The sequence below is a fragment of the Nocardioides xinjiangensis genome (assembly GCF_017916455.1).
Taxonomy (GTDB): domain Bacteria; phylum Actinomycetota; class Actinomycetes; order Propionibacteriales; family Nocardioidaceae; genus Nocardioides; species Nocardioides xinjiangensis.
Map to the genome: position 1 here is coordinate 1,759,873 of NZ_JAFMSY010000001.1, position 18,004 is coordinate 1,777,876.

An 18,004-nucleotide genomic window follows, 5' to 3' on the forward strand; every position below is an offset into this window, starting at 1 on the left:
AGCCCGGGGCCGTCAGACGGCCAGGCTCTTGCGGCCCTTGCGGCGACGGCTCGACAGGATCGCGCGGCCGGCACGGGTCCGCATGCGCAGGCGGAAGCCGTGCACCTTGTGACGGCGACGGTTGTTCGGCTGGTAGGTACGCTTGCTCACGGCTATTTCTCCGAAGGTTTCGAGGGATGTCCACTCCACGCGAGTCGGTGCTCGGCCCGGGTCAGGGCTTTCGGCCGGCACCGCCCACCCACGCGGCCGCCAGGTGGCGGATCGTGGACATGCGGCACCCGTCGACACGGAGCGACCGGCCAACGGTACGCGGTCGGGAAACAGAGGGTCAAACCCACGACGGCGGCCTCCCGCCGGCCTGTGGATGACGTCTTGCCCGCGCGCGGACCCGGTTGTTACGTTCCCCTTCTCCGAGGTCTGTGGAAATCGCGGTCTCGTCAGGTTCACCGAGGTGCTGTGAGCCGGGTCACGCGCACGCGCAACCCGGCTCTGACCTGCGGAAACATCGACGAGACGCGCTTGCGCGGCATCGCGGGTGGTCCGATCCCGACGGTCGGTCCGATGAGTTCACAGCTTGTGGACAACTCTGTGGACTCGGTGGGCAGGCGCCAGCCGCGACCTGGGCCCAGACAACTCACGGTGGAAGCGAAGGCGGGTCCGGTGGACGACCAGGTAGATCTCGGAACGGTGTGGCAGCAGATCGTCGCGGACCTCCAACCCAACCAGCGCGCGTGGCTGCGCCCCAGCGTGCCGATGACGCTGCACGAGAACACCGCGATCATCGCCGTCCCCAACGACTTCACCCGCAACCAGCTCGAGGGCCGCCTGCGCAGCCATATCGAGGACGCGCTCACCGAGCGCTTCGGCCGGGAGATCCGGATGCTGGTGACCGTCAACCCCGCCCTCGAGGACGCGGAGCCCGCGCACGCGGCCGTCGACGAATCGCCAGATCGATCTGTCGGTATGTCGACAATGGAGCCGAGCTACGAGCCCGCCGCGCCGATGGCGGCCGAGCAGCACGAGCCGTCCGCGACCGCCACCGAGCGTCGCCCGTCGGCGCTCGAAACCCGGCTGAACCCCAAGTACACCTTCGAGACCTTCGTCATCGGCTCCTCGAACCGCTTCCCGCACGCGGCGGCGGTGGCGGTGGCCGAGGCGCCCGGCAAGGCCTACAACCCGCTCCTGGTCTACGGGGAGTCCGGGCTGGGCAAGACCCACCTGCTGCACGCGATCGGCCACTACGTCCGCAGCCTCTACAGCAACGCCAAGGTCCGCTACGTCTCGAGCGAGGAGTTCACCAACGAGTTCATCAACGCCATCCGTGACGACCGTCAGGACCGGTTCAAGCGGCGCTACCGCGACGTCGACGTCCTGCTCATCGACGACATCCAGTTCCTCGAGGGCAAGACCCAGACGCAGGAGGAGTTCTTCCACACCTTCAACACGCTCCACAACGCGAACAAGCAGATCGTCCTGACCTCCGACCGGGCGCCGAAGCGGCTCGAGGCCCTCGAGGACCGGTTGCGCAACCGCTTCGAGTGGGGGTTGATCACCGACGTCCAGCCGCCTGACCTCGAGACCCGCATCGCGATCCTGCGCAAGAAGGCGGCAATGGACCGCCTCACCGCGCCGCCGGACGTCCTGGAGTTCATCGCCTCGAAGATCCAGACCAACATCCGCGAGCTCGAGGGGGCCCTCATCCGGGTGACGGCCTTTGCGAACCTCAACCGCCAGGAGGTCGACATGACCCTGGCCGAGATCGTGCTCAAGGACCTGATCCCCGAGGGCGGCGAGCCGGAGATCACGCACGCACTGATCATCGCGCAGACCGCGGCCTACTTCGGCGTCTCCCTCGAGGACCTCACCGGTCCCTCGCGCGGCCGGCACCTCGTCATGGCCCGGCAGATCGGCATGTACCTCTGCCGCGAGCTCACCTCGATGTCGCTCCCGCAGATCGGCCGCGAGTTCGGCGGCCGCGACCACACCACGGTGATGTACGCCGACCGCAAGATCCGCCAGCTGCTCGCCGAGCGCCGCGCGGTGTTCAACCAGGTCAGCGAGCTCACCAACCGCGTGAAGATGCAGGCACGCCAGGGCTGACCCGTCCCGCACGGACCGGACGGACCCGACGGACCGGACCGGACGGCTCCCGGGGCGTCCGGCGAGGTGCCGCGTGTGGAGAAGTTGTGATGCGCCCCGACGTGTCGTCCCCAGACCCTGTGGACACCGGGGGACGAACCACACGACGGCGGCGCCCGTCCACACGGGCCGCAGGTCCGGCGAAGCGCGTCCACATCCGTCGTCCACAGGGCGCCACCGCCCTGACCTGCGCAGATCGTGGCCGTCCACAGTTTCCACGGACCCTATGACGACTGTGAACCTCAAGACTGGTCCCATCTCCCACGAACACCGGACCGACCTCCCTCTGGGGAGAACCGTGCCGCCGGCGCGACGGCGCGTGGCAGGATGCACTTCCCACGTGCACGCGTGTGGTTCCCGCCTGCGTGCAGCCGCTCGTTGCCCGCACCACCTCTCGTCGAGGAGATCCCCGTGAAGTTCCGCGTCGAACGCGACGTCTTCGCCGATGCCGTCGCCTGGGCTGCCCGCAGCCTGCCGGTCCGTCCCAGCTCGCCGGTGCTCGCCGGCCTGCTGATCGAGGCGAGCGACGCCGGCCTGGTGCTCTCCACCTTCGACTACGAGACGTCGGCGCGCGCCACCCTCTCCGCGGAGGTCAACGACGAGGGCCGGGCGCTCGTCAGCGGCCGCCTCCTGGCCGACATCTGCCGCAGCCTGCCGGCCAAGCCCGTCGAGCTGACGCTCGAGGGCCCGCGCGTCTCGCTGACCTGCGGCTCGGCACGCTTCAGCCTCCAGACGATGCCGGTCGAGGACTACCCGACCCTGCCGGAGATGCCGTCGGCCACCGGCACCGTGTCCAGCGCCGACTTCGCGCACGCGGTCGCCCAGGCGGTCACCGCCGCGGGCCGCGACGACATGCTCCCCGTGCTCACCGGCGTCAGGATCGAGATCGACGGCTCGACCATGGCGCTGCTGGCCACCGACCGCTTCCGGCTCTCGCACCGTGAGCTGACCTGGAACCCCCAGTCCCCCGACGAGTCCGTCGCCGCCCTCGTCCCGGCCAAGGTGCTCGGCGACACCGCCAAGTCCCTCACCTCCGGCGCGGAGGTCACGATCGCGCTGAGCGCGAGCGGTGCCGGCGAGGGCCTGATTGGCTTCGAGGGCACCGGCCTGGGCGGCGTACGCCGCACCACCACCCGGCTGCTCGACGGCGAGTTCCCCAAGGTCCGCTCGCTCTTCCCGGCCGAGCACCTCACGGTCGCGAAGGTCAACAAGGCCGAGCTCATCGAGACCGTCAAGCGCGTCGCGCTCGTGGCCGAGCGCAACACGGCGGTGCAGATGAAGTTCGCCGACAACCAGATCGTGCTCGACGCCGGCTCGGGCGACGAGGCCATGGCCACCGAGGCGGTCGACGCCGACATCACCGGCGACGACCTCACGACCGGCTTCAACCCCCAGTTCCTGCTCGACGGGCTGACCGCCATCGACGGCGAGCACGTCGACCTCGCCTTCACCCAGGCGACCAAGCCGGTCGTCATCTCGGGCACCGACGCCGACGACGACACCAGCTCCTTCCGCTACCTGCTGATGCCTCGGCGACTGCTCAGCTGAGCACCCGCGCGAGCGCTCGTCCCCGCTGGGCTGCTCGCGCGGCGAGGAGGGGAGGCTAGGCTCCGAGCATGGACATCGGACTCGTCGGACTCGGCAAGATGGGCGGCAACATGCGCGAGCGCATGCGCCGCGCGGGACTCACCGTCGTGGGCTACGACCGCAACCCTGACGTGAGCGACGTGGACTCGCTGTCCGCGCTGGTGGAGGCCCTGCCCAGTCCCAAGGTCGTGTGGGTGATGGTGCCCGCCGGTGACCCCACGCGCGCCACGGTCGAGGAGCTCGCCGGGCTGCTCGGCGAGGGCGACGTGGTGGTCGACGGCGGGAACTCGCGCTGGACCGACGACCTCGTCAACGCCGAGCTGCTGGCGGAGAAGGGCATCGGCTACGTCGACTGCGGCGTCTCCGGCGGCGTGTGGGGTCTCGAGAACGGCTACGCCCTGATGTACGGCGGCGACGAGGCCGACATCGCCCAGGTGCAGCCGGCGTTCGACGCCCTCGCCCCCGAGGGCGACTTCGGCTCGGTCCACGCGGGCAAGGTCGGAGCGGGCCACTTCTCCAAGATGGTCCACAACGGCATCGAGTACGCGATCATGCAGTCCTACGCCGAGGGCTGGGAGCTGCTCGAGGCGGCCGACGTGGTCGAGAACGTGACCGAGGTGTTCCGCTCGTGGCGTGAGGGCACCGTCATCCGCTCCTGGCTGCTCGACCTCATGGTCGCCGCGCTCGACGAGGACCCGGGCCTGAGCAAGGTCGCCGGCTACGCCGAGGACTCGGGCGAGGGCCGCTGGACGGTGGAGGCCGGCATCCAGCACGCCGTCGCCACGCCTGCGATCACCGCGGCGCTCTACGCACGCTTCGTCTCCCGGCAGGACGACAGCCCCGCGATGAAGGCCGTGGCGGCGATGCGCAACCAGTTCGGCGGGCACGCCGTGCGCACGCCCGCACCGAAGGGCGGCGACGTCGAGGACGGCGGCACGGCCGCCCAGACCGAGACCGCGCAGCAGGCCGGTGCCGGCACCGATCAGGAGCCCAGCGAGAGCTGACGGCCCGTGCACGTCGCGCACCTGTCCCTCCACGACTTCCGCTCCTACGTCGACGTCGACGTCGCGCTGGAGCCGGGAGCCACCGCGTTCATCGGGCGCAACGGCCAGGGCAAGACGAACCTCGTCGAGGCGATCGACTACCTCTCGCGGCTGTCGTCGCACCGGGTGGCCACCGACGCCCCGCTGGTCCGCGCCGGCGCGGACCAGGCGGTCGTCCGGGCGTCGGTGGTGAAGGAGGGGCGCACCGCCCTGCTCGAGGTCGAGCTGAACCCGGGTCGCGCCAACCGCGCCCGCATCAACCGCTCCGCGCTGCCGCGCCCGCGCGAGATCATCGGGCTGGTGCGGACGGTGGTGTTCGCGCCGGACGACCTGACCCTCGTCAAGGGTGACCCGTCGGACCGGCGGAAGTTCCTCGACGACCTGCTGGTCCTGCGTGCTCCCCGGCTCGCCGGTGTGCGCTCGGACTACGACCGCATCCTCAAGCAGCGCAACAGCCTGCTCAAGACCGCCGGCATCGCCCGCGGGTCGTCGCGCGACGCCGCCCTGTCGACGCTCGAGATCTGGGACGACAACCTGGCGCGCACCGGCGCCGAGCTGCTCGGCGCCAGGCTGGCGCTGGTGGAGGACCTGCGGCCCTACCTCGGCAAGGCCTACGAGGCGGTCGCCCGGGGGGCCAGCCGCGACGACGCCGACCTGGAGTACCGCGCCAGCGTGGACCTCGACTCCGTGGGCCCGCAGCAGGAGGCGCTGCGGCAGGCGCTGCAGGAGGTGCTGCTGGGCGCGATCGCGTCGCGGCGCAAGGAGGAGCTCGACCGCGGCATCTCGCTCGTCGGACCGCACCGCGACGAGCTGCTGCTCACCCTCGGCGACCCCGAGCTCCGGCTCCCGGTCAAGGGGTACGCCTCGCACGGGGAGTCCTGGTCGTTCGCGCTCGCCCTGCGGCTGGCGTCCTACGACCTGCTCCGAGCCGACGGCGACGACCCGATCCTCGTCCTCGACGACGTCTTCGCCGAGCTCGACGCCGAGCGGCGCAACCAGCTCGCCCAGCTCGTGGCCGGCGCCGAGCAGGTGCTGGTCACCGCCGCCGTGGCAGCGGACGTGCCTCCGTCGCTCCAGGGCGTGCGGTTCCTGGTCGCGGACGGGACGGTCACCCGTGACGAGTGAGGAGACGCCCGGTCCGGGCGGCGAGGACCACGAGGAGGCCGGCGTCGGCACGCCGGCTCCGGAGCACCACCCCGACGGTCTCGACCTCGCGCGCGCCGCCGCGCGCGCCGCGGCCACCGGTCCCGGCACCCCGCCCGCCCGCCGCGGGTCCTCCGCCGCGCGTCGGCGTACGACCGGACGCGTGAGGAGCAGGGCGTCCGGGGCCAGGCCCGACGACCGCGACCCGCAGCTGCTCGAGGAGGCGATCGGTCGCCTCGTCGCCAGCCACGGCTGGGAGGTCGACCTCAAGGTGCAGGGCGTGTTCGGCCGGTGGGTCGAGCTGGTGGGGACCGAGGTGGCCGACCACTGCACGCCGGAGTCCTTCGACGACGGGCGGCTCGTCGTGCGCACCGACTCCACCGCCTGGGCGACCCAGCTCAAGCTGCTCGCGCCCACCGTCGTACGCCGGCTCAACGAGGAGCTGGGGCACGGCACCGTGACGGTGATCGACGTGCTCGGTCCGCACCTGCCGAGCTGGAGCAAGGGCCGGTTCTCCAGCCGCGACGGTCGCGGCCCGCGCGACACCTACGGCTGAGGCGTCGGGACGCGCGGGCCCCGGAGGCCCGCTCTGCCGATCTGGGAGGTCGTCGACCGCATGGGGGCCCACCGACCCCCCTGTTCGTCCGGCTGACAGGCCCTCACGGGGCCGTCAGGGGCACTTTTTCCGCCGGATCCATCCCCAACCCCGGGTCGGTCCTTCGGTCCAGGGGCGCTGGCGGGTAGTATGGGCTCACGAGTCGCACGTCGTGTTGCCGTCGCAACCGCCGCGACTCGACTCATGTCGAGCGTGCCCGGCGAAGGCCGGGCGCGATGAGCAGAAGGCCGTGCCTTGAGCGAAGAGAATCACGAGTCCACCGCAGCTCCGACCCCCGATTCCGCTCCTGACCCGCAGCCCGCCGAGGCCTCCTTCACCGAGGCCGAGCGCGCGGCGGCGCTGGCCGACGCCGTCGAGGCCGCGGGCGACCCGGCCGCCGACCCGGCGTCCGGTGCGGTCGCGGAGCGCCGCTCGAACACCGCCGTGGACTCCGGCGTCGAGTACGACGCCTCGGCCATCCAGGTCCTCGAGGGGCTCGAGGCCGTGCGCAAGCGCCCCGGCATGTACATCGGCTCGACCGGTGAGCGCGGCCTGCACCACCTCATCTGGGAGATCGTGGACAACGGCGTCGACGAGGCCCTCGCCGGCTTCGCGACCCGCATCTGCCTGACGCTGCAGGCCGACGGCGGCGTGCGCGTGGAGGACGACGGCCGCGGCATCCCGACCGACACGGCGCCCGGCCAGGAGATGCCCGCCCTCACGATGGCGCTGACGATGCTGCACGCCGGCGGCAAGTTCGGCGGCGGTGGCTACAAGGTCTCCGGCGGCCTGCACGGCGTCGGCGTCTCGGTCGTCAACGCGCTCTCGACGCGGCTCGTGGCGGAGGTCAGGAACCGCGGTCACCTCTGGCGCCAGTCGTTCCAGCTCGGCGTGCCCGACGCCGACCTCGAGCAGGTGCGCCCGATGGAGCCCGGCGAGAGCACCGGCACGACCGTGACCTGGTACGCCTCGGAGGACATCTTCGAGAGCCTGCACTACAACCTCGAGACGATCACCTCCCGGCTGCGCGAGATGGCGTTCCTCAACAAGGGCGTCGAGTTCGTCGTCCGCGACGAGCGCCCGCAGGCTGACGCGATCATCGACGCCGTCGAGGACGACACCATCGCCAACGACGTCGACAGCGCCGGGCACGACGCGATCAAGCGCGGCGAGTCCGGTGGCCTGGAGCAGGTGTTCAAGTACGACCGCGGCCTCGTCGACTACGTCGAGCACCTCAACCGCCGCAAGGCCACGGCCAACCCGACGGTCATCTCCTTTGAGGCCGAGACCGCCGAGGGCGCCACGGGGCAGCACATGAGCCTCGAGATCGCGATGCAGTGGAACACCAGCTACACCGAGTCGGTCCACACCTTCGCCAACAACATCAACACCCACGAGGGCGGCACCCACGAGGAGGGCTTCCGCGCCGCGCTGACGTCCCTGGTCAACAACTGGGGCGAGGAGTGGGGCCTGATCAAGAAGCGCGAGGACCGCGTCTCCGGCGACGACATCCGCGAGGGCCTCACGGCGATCATCTCCATCAAGCTCAGCGAGCCGCAGTTCGAGGGGCAGACGAAGACCAAGCTCGGCAACACCGAGGCCAAGGGCTTCACCCAGCGCGTCGTCAACGACCAGCTCGGCGCCTGGCTGGAGCAGAACCCCGCCGAGGGCCGCGACATCATCCGCAAGGCGCAGGCCGCCGCCACCGCGCGCATCGCCGCGCGGAAGGCGCGCGAGCTGGCGCGCAGCCGCAAGGGCCTGCTCGGCGGCGGTGGCCTGCCCGGCAAGCTGAGCGACTGCCAGTCGACCAACCCCGCCGAGTGCGAGGTCTTCATCGTCGAGGGCGACTCCGCCGGCGGCTCGGCGCGGCAGGGCCGCGACCCGCGCATCCAGGCGATCCTCCCGATCCGGGGCAAGATCCTCAACGTCGAGAAGGCCCGCATCGACAAGGTGCTGGCCAACACCGAGGTCCAGGCGATCATCTCCGCGCTGGGCACCGGCATCCAGGAGGAGTTCGACCTCGAGAAGCTGCGCTACCACAAGATCGTGCTGATGGCCGACGCCGACGTCGACGGCCACCACATCAACACGCTGCTCCTCACGTTGCTCTTCCGCTTCATGAAGCCGCTGATCGAGCACGGCTACGTCTTCATGGCGCAGCCGCCGCTCTACCGCCTGCGGTGGAACAAGCCGGCCGAGCACGAGTTCGTCTTCTCCGACGCCGAGCGCGATGCGCTGATGCGCGACGGCCTCGCCCAGGGAAAGAAGCTGCCCAAGGAGAACCCGGTGCAGCGCTACAAGGGTCTCGGCGAGATGAACGCCGACGAGCTGTGGGAGACCACCATGGACCCCTCGGCCCGCCTGATGAAGCAGGTGACGCTCGAGGACGCCGCCCACGCCGACGAGATCTTCTCGATCCTCATGGGGGAGGACGTCGAGCAGCGCCGGTCCTTTATCCAGCGCAACGCCAAGGACGTCAGGTTCCTCGATATCTAGGTCGCTAGTCCCCTCTACGACCAGCCCTAGACATCGTCAGACAGCAGGAGAGAACCCATGACCGAGATCCCGACCGACCTCACCGCCGGACCCGGCGACGGCGGTGGCGACGAGCGCGTCGAGCAGGTCGAGCTGCAGCAGGTGATGCAGCAGTCCTACATCGACTACGCGATGACCGTCATCGTCGGTCGCGCGCTGCCCGACGTACGTGACGGGCTCAAGCCCGTGCACCGGCGCATCCTTTACGCGATGTACGACGGCGGCTACCGGCCCGACCGCGGCTTCTCGAAGTGCTCGCGCGTCGTCGGCGACGTGATGGGTCAGTACCACCCGCACGGCGACTCGGCGATCTACGACACCATGGTCCGCCTCGCCCAGCCGTGGGTGCTGCGCGCGCCGCTGATCAACGGGCAGGGCAACTTCGGCTCGCCGGGCAACGACTCCGCCGCCGCCATGCGGTACACCGAGTGCCGGATGGCGCCGCTGGCCATGGAGATGGTCCGCGACATCGACGAGGACACCGTCGACTTCCAGCCCAACTACGACGGTCGCTCGCAGGAGCCGACCATCCTGCCCAGCCGGTTCCCCAACCTGCTGGTCAACGGCTCGGCCGGCATCGCGGTCGGCATGGCCACCAGCATCCCGCCGCACAACCTCGTCGAGGTCGCCGAGGGCGCGCGGTGGGCGCTCGAGCACCCCGACGCGACCAAGGAGGAGCTGCAGGACGCGCTCGTCGAGCGGATCAAGGGCCCCGACTTCCCCAACGGTGCGCTGATCGTCGGCCGCCAGGGCATCGAGCAGGCCTACCGCACCGGCCGCGGGTCGATCACCCAGCGCGCGGTGGTGGAGATCGACGAGGACAGCAAGGGCCGCACGATGCTCGTCATCAGCGAGCTGCCCTACCTCGTCAACCCCGACAACCTCGCGCTCAAGATCGCCGAGCTCGCCGACTCCGCTCGGGTGCAGGGCATCTCCGACGTCCGGGACGACACGTCCTCGCGCACCGGCCAGCGGCTGGTCGTCGTGCTCAAGCGCGACGCCGTCGCCCGCGTCGTGCTCAACAACCTGTTCAAGCACACCGAGCTGCAGACCAACTTCTCGGCCAACATGCTGGCGCTGGTCGACGGCGTGCCGCGCACGCTCAGCATCGACGCCTTCATCAGCCACTGGGTCACCCACCAGATCGAGGTCATCCAGCGGCGCACCCGTTTCCGCCTCGCCGAGGCCGAGCGCCAGGCCCACGTCTACCGCGGCCTGGTCAAGGCGCTCGACGCCCTCGACGAGGTCATCGCGCTCATCCGCCGCAGCCCCGACGTCGAGGAGGCGCGCACCGGGCTGATGGGGCTGCTCGAGATCGACGAGATCCAGGCCAACGCCATCCTCGAGATGCAGCTGCGCCGGCTCGCCGCCCTGGAGCGCCAGAAGATCCTCGACCGCCTCGCAGAGCTCGAGCGGGTCATCGCCGACCTCGAGGACATCCTCGCCAACGAGGCACGGCAGCGGCAGATCGTCTCCGACGAGCTCACCGAGATCGTCGACAAGTACGGCAACGAGCGGCGTACGCAGATCATCGCGGCCGACGGCGACCTCTCGATGGAGGACCTGATCCCCGACGAGGACCTCGTCGTGTCGATCACCCGCGGCGGCTACGCCAAGCGCACCCGCGCCGACCAGTACCGCCTGCAGAAGCGCGGCGGCAAGGGCGTGCGCGGCGCGACGCTGCGCGGCGACGACGTCGTGCAGCACTTCATCGCGACCACCAACCACCACTGGCTGCTGTTCTTCACCACGGCCGGCCGGGTCTACCGCACCAAGGCCTACAACCTGCCGGAGGCCGCGCGCGACGCGAAGGGTGGACACGTGGCGGGGCTGCTGAGCTTCCAGCCCGACGAGGACATCGCCCAGGTGCTCGCGATCCGCGACTACGAGCAGGCGCCCTACCTCGTGCTCGCCACCCGCACCGGACTGGTGAAGAAGACCAGGCTCGCCGACTACAACAGCCCGCGGCAGGCGGGCGTCATCGCGATCAACTTCCGCGAGGACGACGACGAGCTGATCGGCGCCGAGCTGGTCAACGGCGACGACGACATCCTGCTCGTCTCGCGCAAGGGCCAGTCGATCCGCTTCAAGGCCGACGACGAGCAGCTGCGCCCGATGGGCCGGGCCACGGGCGGGGTGCGCGGCATGAAGTTCCGCGACGGCGACTCGTTGCTGTCCATGTCGGTGATCCGCGCCGCACAGATCGAGGCCGAGGAGGCCGTCGAGGGCGACGCCGCGGACTCCGACGAGGTGAAGGAGCAGTACGTCTTCACGATCACCGACGGCGGTTTCGCCAAGCGCAGCCGCATCAGCGAGTACCGGCTCCAGACCCGCGGCGGCCTGGGGATCAAGGCGATGTCGCTGTCCAACGAGGACCGCGGCGGCCTCGTCGGAGCCTTCATCGTGGAGGAGGGCGACGAGGTCCTGTCGATCACCAGCGGTGGTCAGGTCGTGCGCAGCCCCATCGACGAGAACTTCCGGCCCACCGGCCGCTCGACCATGGGCGTGAAGTTCGTGTCGCCCAAGTCCGGGGACTCCGTCGCCGTGGTCGCCCGCTCGGTCGAGGCCAAGGTCGCCGAGGAGGTGGAGGAGCAGGTCGCGGAGAGCGCCGCCGCCGTGGACGCCGAGGCCCGCGAGTCCGCAGCCGTTTCGCCCGACGTGGTCGACGATGCAACAATCGAGGGTCAGGACGCTGTCGAAGCACCTGCCGACGCCCCCGACGAGCACCCCGAGGATGAGTGAGCCATGTCGGAACGCACCGCGACTCCCCGACGTACGTCCGGGAACGAGCCGGAGAAGCGGTCCCTGACGGGGCGGCTCCAGGACACGCTGTCCAACGCGGCCGAGGAGCACCGCGCGAACGCCACGCCGCGTGACGCCCGGGGCAACCGCGTGCGTCGTACGCCGGGGCGCCAGCCGCGGCGCGCCCGCCTGCGGCTGACCCGCATCGACCCGTGGTCGGTGATGAAGACGTCGTTCCTGCTCTCGGTCGCCTTCGGTGTCGTCACCTTCGTCGCCATCTTCATGGTGTGGTCGGTGCTCGGCGCGGCCGGCGTGTGGGACTCCATCAACTCCGCCGTGGCCAGCATCGTCGAGGGCGACAGCGGCAACTCCTCCTTCGACGTCACCGACTACGTCGGCATGTCGCGGGTGCTGGGCTTCACCCTCCTGGTGTCGGTGCTCGACGTCGTGCTGATCACCGCGATCGCGACGCTGACGGCCTTCCTCTACAACCTCGCGGCCGCCCTGCTCGGCGGCATCGAGGTCACCCTCGCAGAGGACGAGAAGTGAGCCGGAGCCGAGCGGTGCTCCTGGGGCGACCCTCGATTGGCACCGCCTGACCGCGGTCAGGTAACCTTCGGCGTCGCCGCTTGCGGCGCATGCGGGCCTATAGCTCAGACGGTTAGAGCGCTTCCCTGATAAGGAAGAGGTCACAGGTTCAAGTCCTGTTAGGCCCACTCCCGTTCGTCGTCCGATCCCGAGGAGAGTGGCGTGAAGAAGCTCCTGCTGGTCGCCCTCGCCGCCGCCGGCGCGGCGTTCGCGAAGCGGAAGATGGACGAGGGCAGGAACGAGCAGGCCCTGTGGGCCGAGGCCACCGACCCCGTCGACAAGGCCTGAGCCCGATCCACCCGGCGCCGCAGGCGCTGCGGGGCCTTGGCGCAATTGGTAGCGCACCTGCTTTGCAAGCAGGGGGTTAGGGGTTCGAGTCCCCTAGGCTCCACCGACAGGCTGACGGCGTGCGTCGGCGATCCCGAAGCGGCCGCATCCTGCCGAGCGGTCAGCAGACGCGGAGGCGGAAGGTCCGCCGTGTCGACACGTCCGACCCGACGAGGGTCACCTGGACGTCGAACCGACCGCGCCGCCGGGCCGCTCCCACGACGACGATCCGCCCACCGCGCCGGCGCGCCTCGAGGCCGGGCGCCAGGCCGCGGATCCTGGCTGTCACGGCAGTACCGGTGAACTCGATGACCCCGCGGTAACGCTCCTTCCGCGTCGCCCGTGGCAGACGAGGGTCCGTGGTGAACGTCGGCGGCCGTGCGACGACAGTCGTGGACACGGAGGTCGCGGAGCCGGTCGGAGCGGCCCCGGGGGTGGGGCCTGGGGTGGGCACCGGGGTGGGCACCGGGGTGGGCGTCGGGGTGGGCTCCGGCTGCGTGGTGTCGCTGCTCGCGTGCAGGACCACCTGGTAGGCGCCGAGCGACCCGTAGTCGTCGTAGCCGCCCGGCGCGAGTGGGTCGCCGAAGCCGGTGCCGTCCACCAGGGCGACGTACGTCCTGGGGGTGTCGGGCAGCGTCACGTTCCACGTCGCGTGCAGGGAGGCGTCGTTCGCCGTGTCGCTCGTCGGGTTGACGGTGGCCACGCGGGCGCCCGCCTCGTCCAGGACGGTGAGCGCGATGTCGCTGTCCGACACCCCCTGGCCTCCTGCGACCGAGAGCTGCGTCGCGCCTGACGCGACGAAGGCGAAGGCGTCCACGTCGGTGCGCGAGCCGATGATCCCGCCGACGGGGACGTCTGCGACGAGACGGGTGGCGCCGGCGGAGGTGGCGCCGTGGTCGTCGACCCGCAACGGCGCCGCACCGGCGACGATCGCGATGTCGTCCTCCTTGTTGGTGGCGCCGGCGTACCGCCCGTTCGACCACTGGGACAGACGCTTGTTGTACGACGCCCCCATGAGCGGCGCCCAGCCGTTGGCACCGGCGTAGTACGCCGAATTCGACGTCCCGTCGTGGTGCAGGCCGAAGTTGTGGCCGACCTCGTGGGAGATGGCCTGGGCGACGTTGTACCCGTTGAGGCCCGTGCCATCGGTGAAGACCCACGCCGGTTGGTAGTAGCCACCACCCACGCTGTCGAAGACGTCGATGTAGGCGACGCCGCCACAGCTGCAGCGCTCGCGCACAGCGTTGGTGGGGGTGATGACCACACGTGTGCCGTACGTCGTGTCCGAGGGCGAGGACCTGACGATCGCCGCGGGGTCGGGTTCACGCGTCGTGACGTTGACGTCGAACGCGGCGAAGTCCTCGGCGACCGTGCGCCAGGCCAGGTGGATCGCAGCGCGCTCGGCGTCGTCGAACCTCGCGTCGACCGGGGCGTTCAGGGAGTATGCGGGCGAGGTGATGGTGGTGCCGTACGTCTGGTTCCACGCGGTGCCGGTGGTGGTGTCGCCGGTGAAGTCGAGGTAGATGGTGCGCGCCGACCCAGGCAGCGACGAGAGGTCCAGCACGTCGGACGGCACCGCCGCACCGGCGGTCGCGGGGGCGGCGCTGCTGGGCGCACCCTCCCCGGCGTGCTCGTCGTGACCGCGGGCGGGCTCGGTGTAGAACACCGCGCCGCAGCGGTCGACCCAGGCGCGGGGGTCCGCGACCACCGTGGACAGACCCGTGGCGGTGAGGTCGTTGCGCTCGCGCACGGCGGCGAGGTCGGCGTGCCGCACCTTGCTGGCGCGCACCGGCTCAGCGAAGGCGTCCGTGGAGCATCCGGCAGCCCCGCCCCGGGGCTGCGACGCCTGCCCGGCCGAGACCGGAGGGGCGGCCGTCACCACAACGGACACGACGGCGGCGAGCACGAGGAGGGCGGAGCACGAGCGGAGCATGCCCCCATTCCATCGGTAACAAGACATCCACAAACGAGTAACAGAATAGGATGGTCAGAACGGACCATGCCGGACCCCCCGGGTGGGTCGCGCGCCGCAGCACCACGCCGGGGCGAGCGCGGAGCATCCGGGTCACCCGGTGGCACTGATCCTCCACGATGTCGCATGACGTCGGGCCGCCCGGCGTCCGTCCGCGGCGACCCGGCTGACCGGCACCGCCGAGATGGCGTACCTCACGCGCAGGAGGCACGAGCTCGCGGCCGCCGGGGGTTGCTGACCGGCCGGCTGGGACAATCGGCGGCGTGACCGCACCCCGCCGACCCGGCCTGCTGACCGACCTGGGCGCGGCGGCCCTGGCGCTGGTGCTCGTGGTGATCGCGGGCCTGCTCGGCAAGTGGCAGTACGACGCGTGGCAGGCGCACCGGGACGCCGAGGCGCGTGACCTGACGGGCCTGGCCCCCGTGCCGATGACCGACGTCCTCGACAGCGACGACCCCTTCCCCGCACCCGACGTCGGCCGGCCGGTCGAGGTCGCCGGCGAGTGGCTCGACGGCGGCTTCTGGGTGGCCGACCGCGAGCACGACGGGGTCCCCGGCTACTGGGCCGTCGCCCCGCTCGACATCGGCGACGCCGCGGTGCTCGTCGTACGCGGCTGGGCGCCGCAGCCGGACGACGACCTGCTCCTCGCGACCGGCGAGGCCGACGTCACCGGGTGGCTGCAGCCGCCGGAGGGCAGCCTGGTCACCGACGACGACCCGAACGACGACGTCTTCCCCGAGATCCGCGTCGCGGACGCCGTGCAGCGCGTGGACGTCGACCTCTACTCGGCCTACGTCATCAGCCAGGAGCCGGCCGGGGGGCTGGAGGACGCCGAGCTCGAGGCGCTGCCCAGCCCCAGCCGCTTCACCGGCGTCCGCAACCTGCTCTACGCCTTCGAGTGGTGGGTCTTCGGTGCGTTCGCGGGCTACATCTGGTGGCGCTGGCGGCGCGACGCCACCGCTGCGGAGGTCGCCTCGCCGACGGTCCAGTAGGCGCTGCCCGATACGTTGGGCGCCGTGTCACGCAACCTCACCGCCTACCGCGTCATGGCCGCCGTCGTGGGCGTCCTGCTCGTGGTGCTCTGCCTGATCGGCGTGCCGCTGGCCAACTTCGACGGCTCCCCCATGTGGGGCGTCTTCGACAGCACGCCGGCTTGGTTCGCGACGGGATCCGACGCCCAGCACGCGGGCGACCTCATCACGACGTACCTCGGTGTCGCGCACGGCTGGCTCTACATGATCTTCCTGTTCAGCGCCTTCCTGCTCTCGCGGCGGGCCGGGTGGGACCTGCCCTTCACGCTGGTGACGCTCGCCTGCGGCACCGTCCCGGTCCTGTCCTTCTGGGCCGAGCGCCGCGCGACCAGGCGGGTGCGCGCCGAGCACCCCGAGCTGGCCTGACCCTCACTACGCTCGGGCCATGACCACCGCGTTCGTGCTGGGGGGCGGGGGAGTCCTCGGCGCCGTGGAGGTCGGCATGCTGCGCGCCCTGCTGCAGCGCGGCATCGGGCCCGACCTCGTCCTCGGCACCAGCGTGGGCGCGCTCAACGGCGCGATGGTCGCGCGCCAGCCCGACGTCGGAGTCGTCGAGCGGCTCACCAGCCTGTGGGCGGCGACCGCCGAGAGCCGCGAGGTGTACGGCGACCGGCCGCTGCGCACCGTCCGGCGCGTCGTGTCGACCGGCACCCACATCTACTCCGCCACCCCGCTGCGCCGCCGGCTCGAGGAGGAGCTCGGCGACGCCCGCTTCGAGGACCTCCCCGTGCACCTGGAGGTGTGCGCGGCCAGCATCGAGCGCGCCGCTGAGCACTGGTTCACGAGCGGACCGCTCGTGCCGGCCATCCTGGCCAGCGCCGCCGTTCCGGGGCTCCTGCCGCCCGCTGAGGTCGACGGCGAGCACTTCCTCGACGGCGGACTGGTGAACTCCATCCCGGTCGGCCGCGCGGTCGAGCTCGGCGCCACCCGCGTCTTCGTGCTGCAGGTCGGCCGCATCGACCGGCCGCTCAAGCCGCCGACCCGGCCGTGGGAGGTCGCGCGGGTCAGCTTCGAGGTGGCCCGGCGGCACCGGTTCATGCGCGACATGGCCACGATCCCCGACGGCGTCGAGGTGCACGTGCTCCCGGCCGCCGGCACGTCCGCGCGGGACGACTCGCTGTGGGCCCACCGCGACTTCCGCGGGGTGCAGGAGCGGATCGACGCGACGTACGCCGCCTCCCGGGCCTACCTGGACGAGCGGCTCGGCCGCTCGTGAGCCGCCTGCTCGTCCGAGCCCTCCGTCGGCTGGTGGTCGCGCCCGCCGTGGTCCTCGTCACGGTGGCGATGTGGGTGACCCTGCCGCTGTGGCTGCTCGCCACGGCGGCGCTCTCCCCGATCCTGCCCGGACGGTGGCGCGCCCTGCGCCTGCTGTGGCTGGTGGTGGTCTACCTGACCTTCGAGACGCTGCTGCTCCTGGTGCTGCTGGGGCTGTGGCTGGCGAGCGGCTTCGGATGGCGGATCCGGTCGCCGTACTTCACCGGGATCCACTACGACCTGGTGCAGGGCACGCTCATCGTGTTCTTCCGCGAGGCCCGCCGCGTGCTGGCGCTGCGGATCCGCACCGACGGCCCCCACCCCTCGCGCGTGCCCGACGAGCCAGTGCTGGTGATGTGCCGGCACGCGGGACCGGGCGACTCGTTCATCCTGATGTACGCCCTGCTCCACTGGTACGCCCGCGAGCCGCGGGTGGTCCTGAAGAACACGCTGGCCTGGGACCCGGCCATCGACGTGATCCTCAACCGGATCCCGGCCCGCTTCATCTCCCCGAACCCTGCGGCCGGCGAGGACCTGGAGTCGCAGATCGCGGCCCTGGCGACCGGGCTGGACGTCAACGACGCGTTCGTGATCTTCCCCGAGGGCGGCAACTTCACCCCCGGGCGCCGCGACCGTGCGATCGCGCGGCTCCGCCGGCTGGGCCTGGAGCGGATGGCGGTGCGCGCGGAGGAGATGACGCACGTGCTGGCGCCGCGACCCGGCGGCGTGCTCGCCGCCCTCGAGGCGGCGCCGGGGGCCGACGTCCTCATGGTCGCGCACACCGGGCTGGACCACCTGCTCACCGTGGCCGACCTGTGGCGCGAGCTGCCGATGGACAAGCAGATCACCATGCGGTGGTGGCAGGTGCCGCGGGAGGACATCCCCGCGGACCGGGACGCGCGCATCGACTGGCTCTACGCGTGGTGGGAGCGGATCGACGACTGGATCGAGGAGAACCGGGTCCCCGCGCCCTGAGACGACGCGAGCGGCGCGCCGGCCACCGGCCCGCGGACGGGGAGTGGCCGGCACGCCGCTCGGTGTGCCGCGG

Annotated in this window: 15 protein-coding genes and 2 tRNA genes; 15 read left to right on the forward strand and 2 right to left on the reverse strand. The window is 71.3% G+C overall.

Features of this window, described 5'->3' with window-relative positions; genetic code table 11:
- Positions 1 to 12: 12 nt before the first annotated feature.
- Positions 13 to 150 (reverse strand): 50S ribosomal protein L34, encoded by a 138-nt coding sequence (gene rpmH / locus J3P38_RS08315; RefSeq protein ID WP_011758123.1) that lies wholly within the window; start codon positions 148 to 150, stop codon positions 13 to 15.
- Between the two features lie 411 nt (positions 151 to 561).
- Between rpmH and dnaA the strand changes: the two genes are divergently transcribed.
- From dnaA to J3P38_RS08370, 11 genes are all read left to right on the forward strand, one after another.
- Positions 562 to 2,100: a chromosomal replication initiator protein DnaA gene (gene dnaA / locus J3P38_RS08320; RefSeq protein WP_210503247.1), complete on the forward strand. Its 1,539-nt coding sequence runs from the start codon at positions 562 to 564 to the stop codon at positions 2,098 to 2,100.
- A 450-nt stretch (positions 2,101 to 2,550) separates the two neighbouring features.
- A complete protein-coding gene (dnaN, locus tag J3P38_RS08325) occupies positions 2,551 to 3,687 on the forward strand; it encodes a DNA polymerase III subunit beta (protein WP_210439346.1) in 1,137 nt (378 codons plus the stop codon).
- 68 nt (positions 3,688 to 3,755) lie between these two features.
- Positions 3,756 to 4,730, forward strand: coding sequence for a phosphogluconate dehydrogenase (NAD(+)-dependent, decarboxylating) (gnd, locus tag J3P38_RS08330; protein WP_210503248.1), 975 nt, complete (start codon positions 3,756 to 3,758; stop codon positions 4,728 to 4,730).
- A gap of 6 nt (positions 4,731 to 4,736) precedes the next feature.
- A complete protein-coding gene (gene recF / locus J3P38_RS08335; protein ID WP_210503249.1) occupies positions 4,737 to 5,894 on the forward strand; it encodes a DNA replication/repair protein RecF in 1,158 nt (385 codons plus the stop codon).
- Positions 5,884 to 6,468 (forward strand): DUF721 domain-containing protein, encoded by a 585-nt coding sequence (locus J3P38_RS08340; RefSeq protein WP_210503250.1) that lies wholly within the window; start codon positions 5,884 to 5,886, stop codon positions 6,466 to 6,468. Before recF ends, J3P38_RS08340 begins: the two co-directional genes overlap by 11 nt.
- 483 nt (positions 6,469 to 6,951) lie before the next feature.
- Entirely contained in the window at positions 6,952 to 9,003 is a 2,052-nt protein-coding gene (gene gyrB / locus J3P38_RS08345; protein WP_210440706.1) for a DNA topoisomerase (ATP-hydrolyzing) subunit B, read from the forward strand.
- Positions 9,004 to 9,060: 57 nt separating this feature from the next.
- A complete protein-coding gene (gene gyrA, locus J3P38_RS08350) occupies positions 9,061 to 11,784 on the forward strand; it encodes a DNA gyrase subunit A (protein WP_210503251.1) in 2,724 nt (907 codons plus the stop codon).
- A gap of 3 nt (positions 11,785 to 11,787) precedes the next feature.
- Positions 11,788 to 12,333 (forward strand): DUF3566 domain-containing protein, encoded by a 546-nt coding sequence (locus tag J3P38_RS08355; protein WP_210439351.1) that lies wholly within the window; start codon positions 11,788 to 11,790, stop codon positions 12,331 to 12,333.
- Positions 12,334 to 12,426: 93 nt separating this feature from the next.
- Positions 12,427 to 12,500: transfer RNA gene (locus tag J3P38_RS08360), tRNA-Ile, on the forward strand.
- Between the two features lie 34 nt (positions 12,501 to 12,534).
- Positions 12,535 to 12,660: a DLW-39 family protein gene (locus tag J3P38_RS08365; RefSeq protein ID WP_210439352.1), complete on the forward strand. Its 126-nt coding sequence runs from the start codon at positions 12,535 to 12,537 to the stop codon at positions 12,658 to 12,660.
- Positions 12,661 to 12,690: 30 nt separating this feature from the next.
- Positions 12,691 to 12,763, forward strand: a tRNA-Ala gene (locus J3P38_RS08370).
- Positions 12,764 to 12,820: 57 nt separating this feature from the next.
- Here J3P38_RS08370 and J3P38_RS18060 read toward each other — a convergent pair.
- Complete coding sequence (locus J3P38_RS18060) at positions 12,821 to 14,632, reverse strand: zinc-dependent metalloprotease family protein (protein ID WP_282595337.1); 1,812 nt, start codon at positions 14,630 to 14,632, stop codon at positions 12,821 to 12,823.
- A gap of 302 nt (positions 14,633 to 14,934) precedes the next feature.
- Here J3P38_RS18060 and J3P38_RS08380 point away from each other — a divergent pair, with 302 nt between their 5' ends.
- From J3P38_RS08380 to J3P38_RS08395, 4 genes are read left to right on the forward strand one after another with little or no spacing between them, the layout of a single operon-like run.
- Positions 14,935 to 15,663, forward strand: coding sequence for an SURF1 family protein (locus J3P38_RS08380; RefSeq protein ID WP_210503252.1), 729 nt, complete (start codon positions 14,935 to 14,937; stop codon positions 15,661 to 15,663).
- Between the two features lie 24 nt (positions 15,664 to 15,687).
- Positions 15,688 to 16,068 carry a DUF3817 domain-containing protein gene (locus J3P38_RS08385; RefSeq protein ID WP_210439354.1) on the forward strand — a complete coding sequence of 127 codons (381 nt, stop codon included), beginning with the start codon at positions 15,688 to 15,690 and terminating at the stop codon, positions 16,066 to 16,068.
- A 19-nt stretch (positions 16,069 to 16,087) separates the two neighbouring features.
- The gene (locus J3P38_RS08390) at positions 16,088 to 16,918 is read left to right on the forward strand and encodes a patatin-like phospholipase family protein (RefSeq protein WP_210503253.1); all 831 of its coding nucleotides are present in this window, start codon (positions 16,088 to 16,090) and stop codon (positions 16,916 to 16,918) included.
- The gene (locus tag J3P38_RS08395) at positions 16,915 to 17,931 is read left to right on the forward strand and encodes a lysophospholipid acyltransferase family protein (RefSeq protein WP_307807807.1); all 1,017 of its coding nucleotides are present in this window, start codon (positions 16,915 to 16,917) and stop codon (positions 17,929 to 17,931) included. Before J3P38_RS08390 ends, J3P38_RS08395 begins: the two co-directional genes overlap by 4 nt.
- Positions 17,932 to 18,004 lie beyond the last annotated feature (73 nt).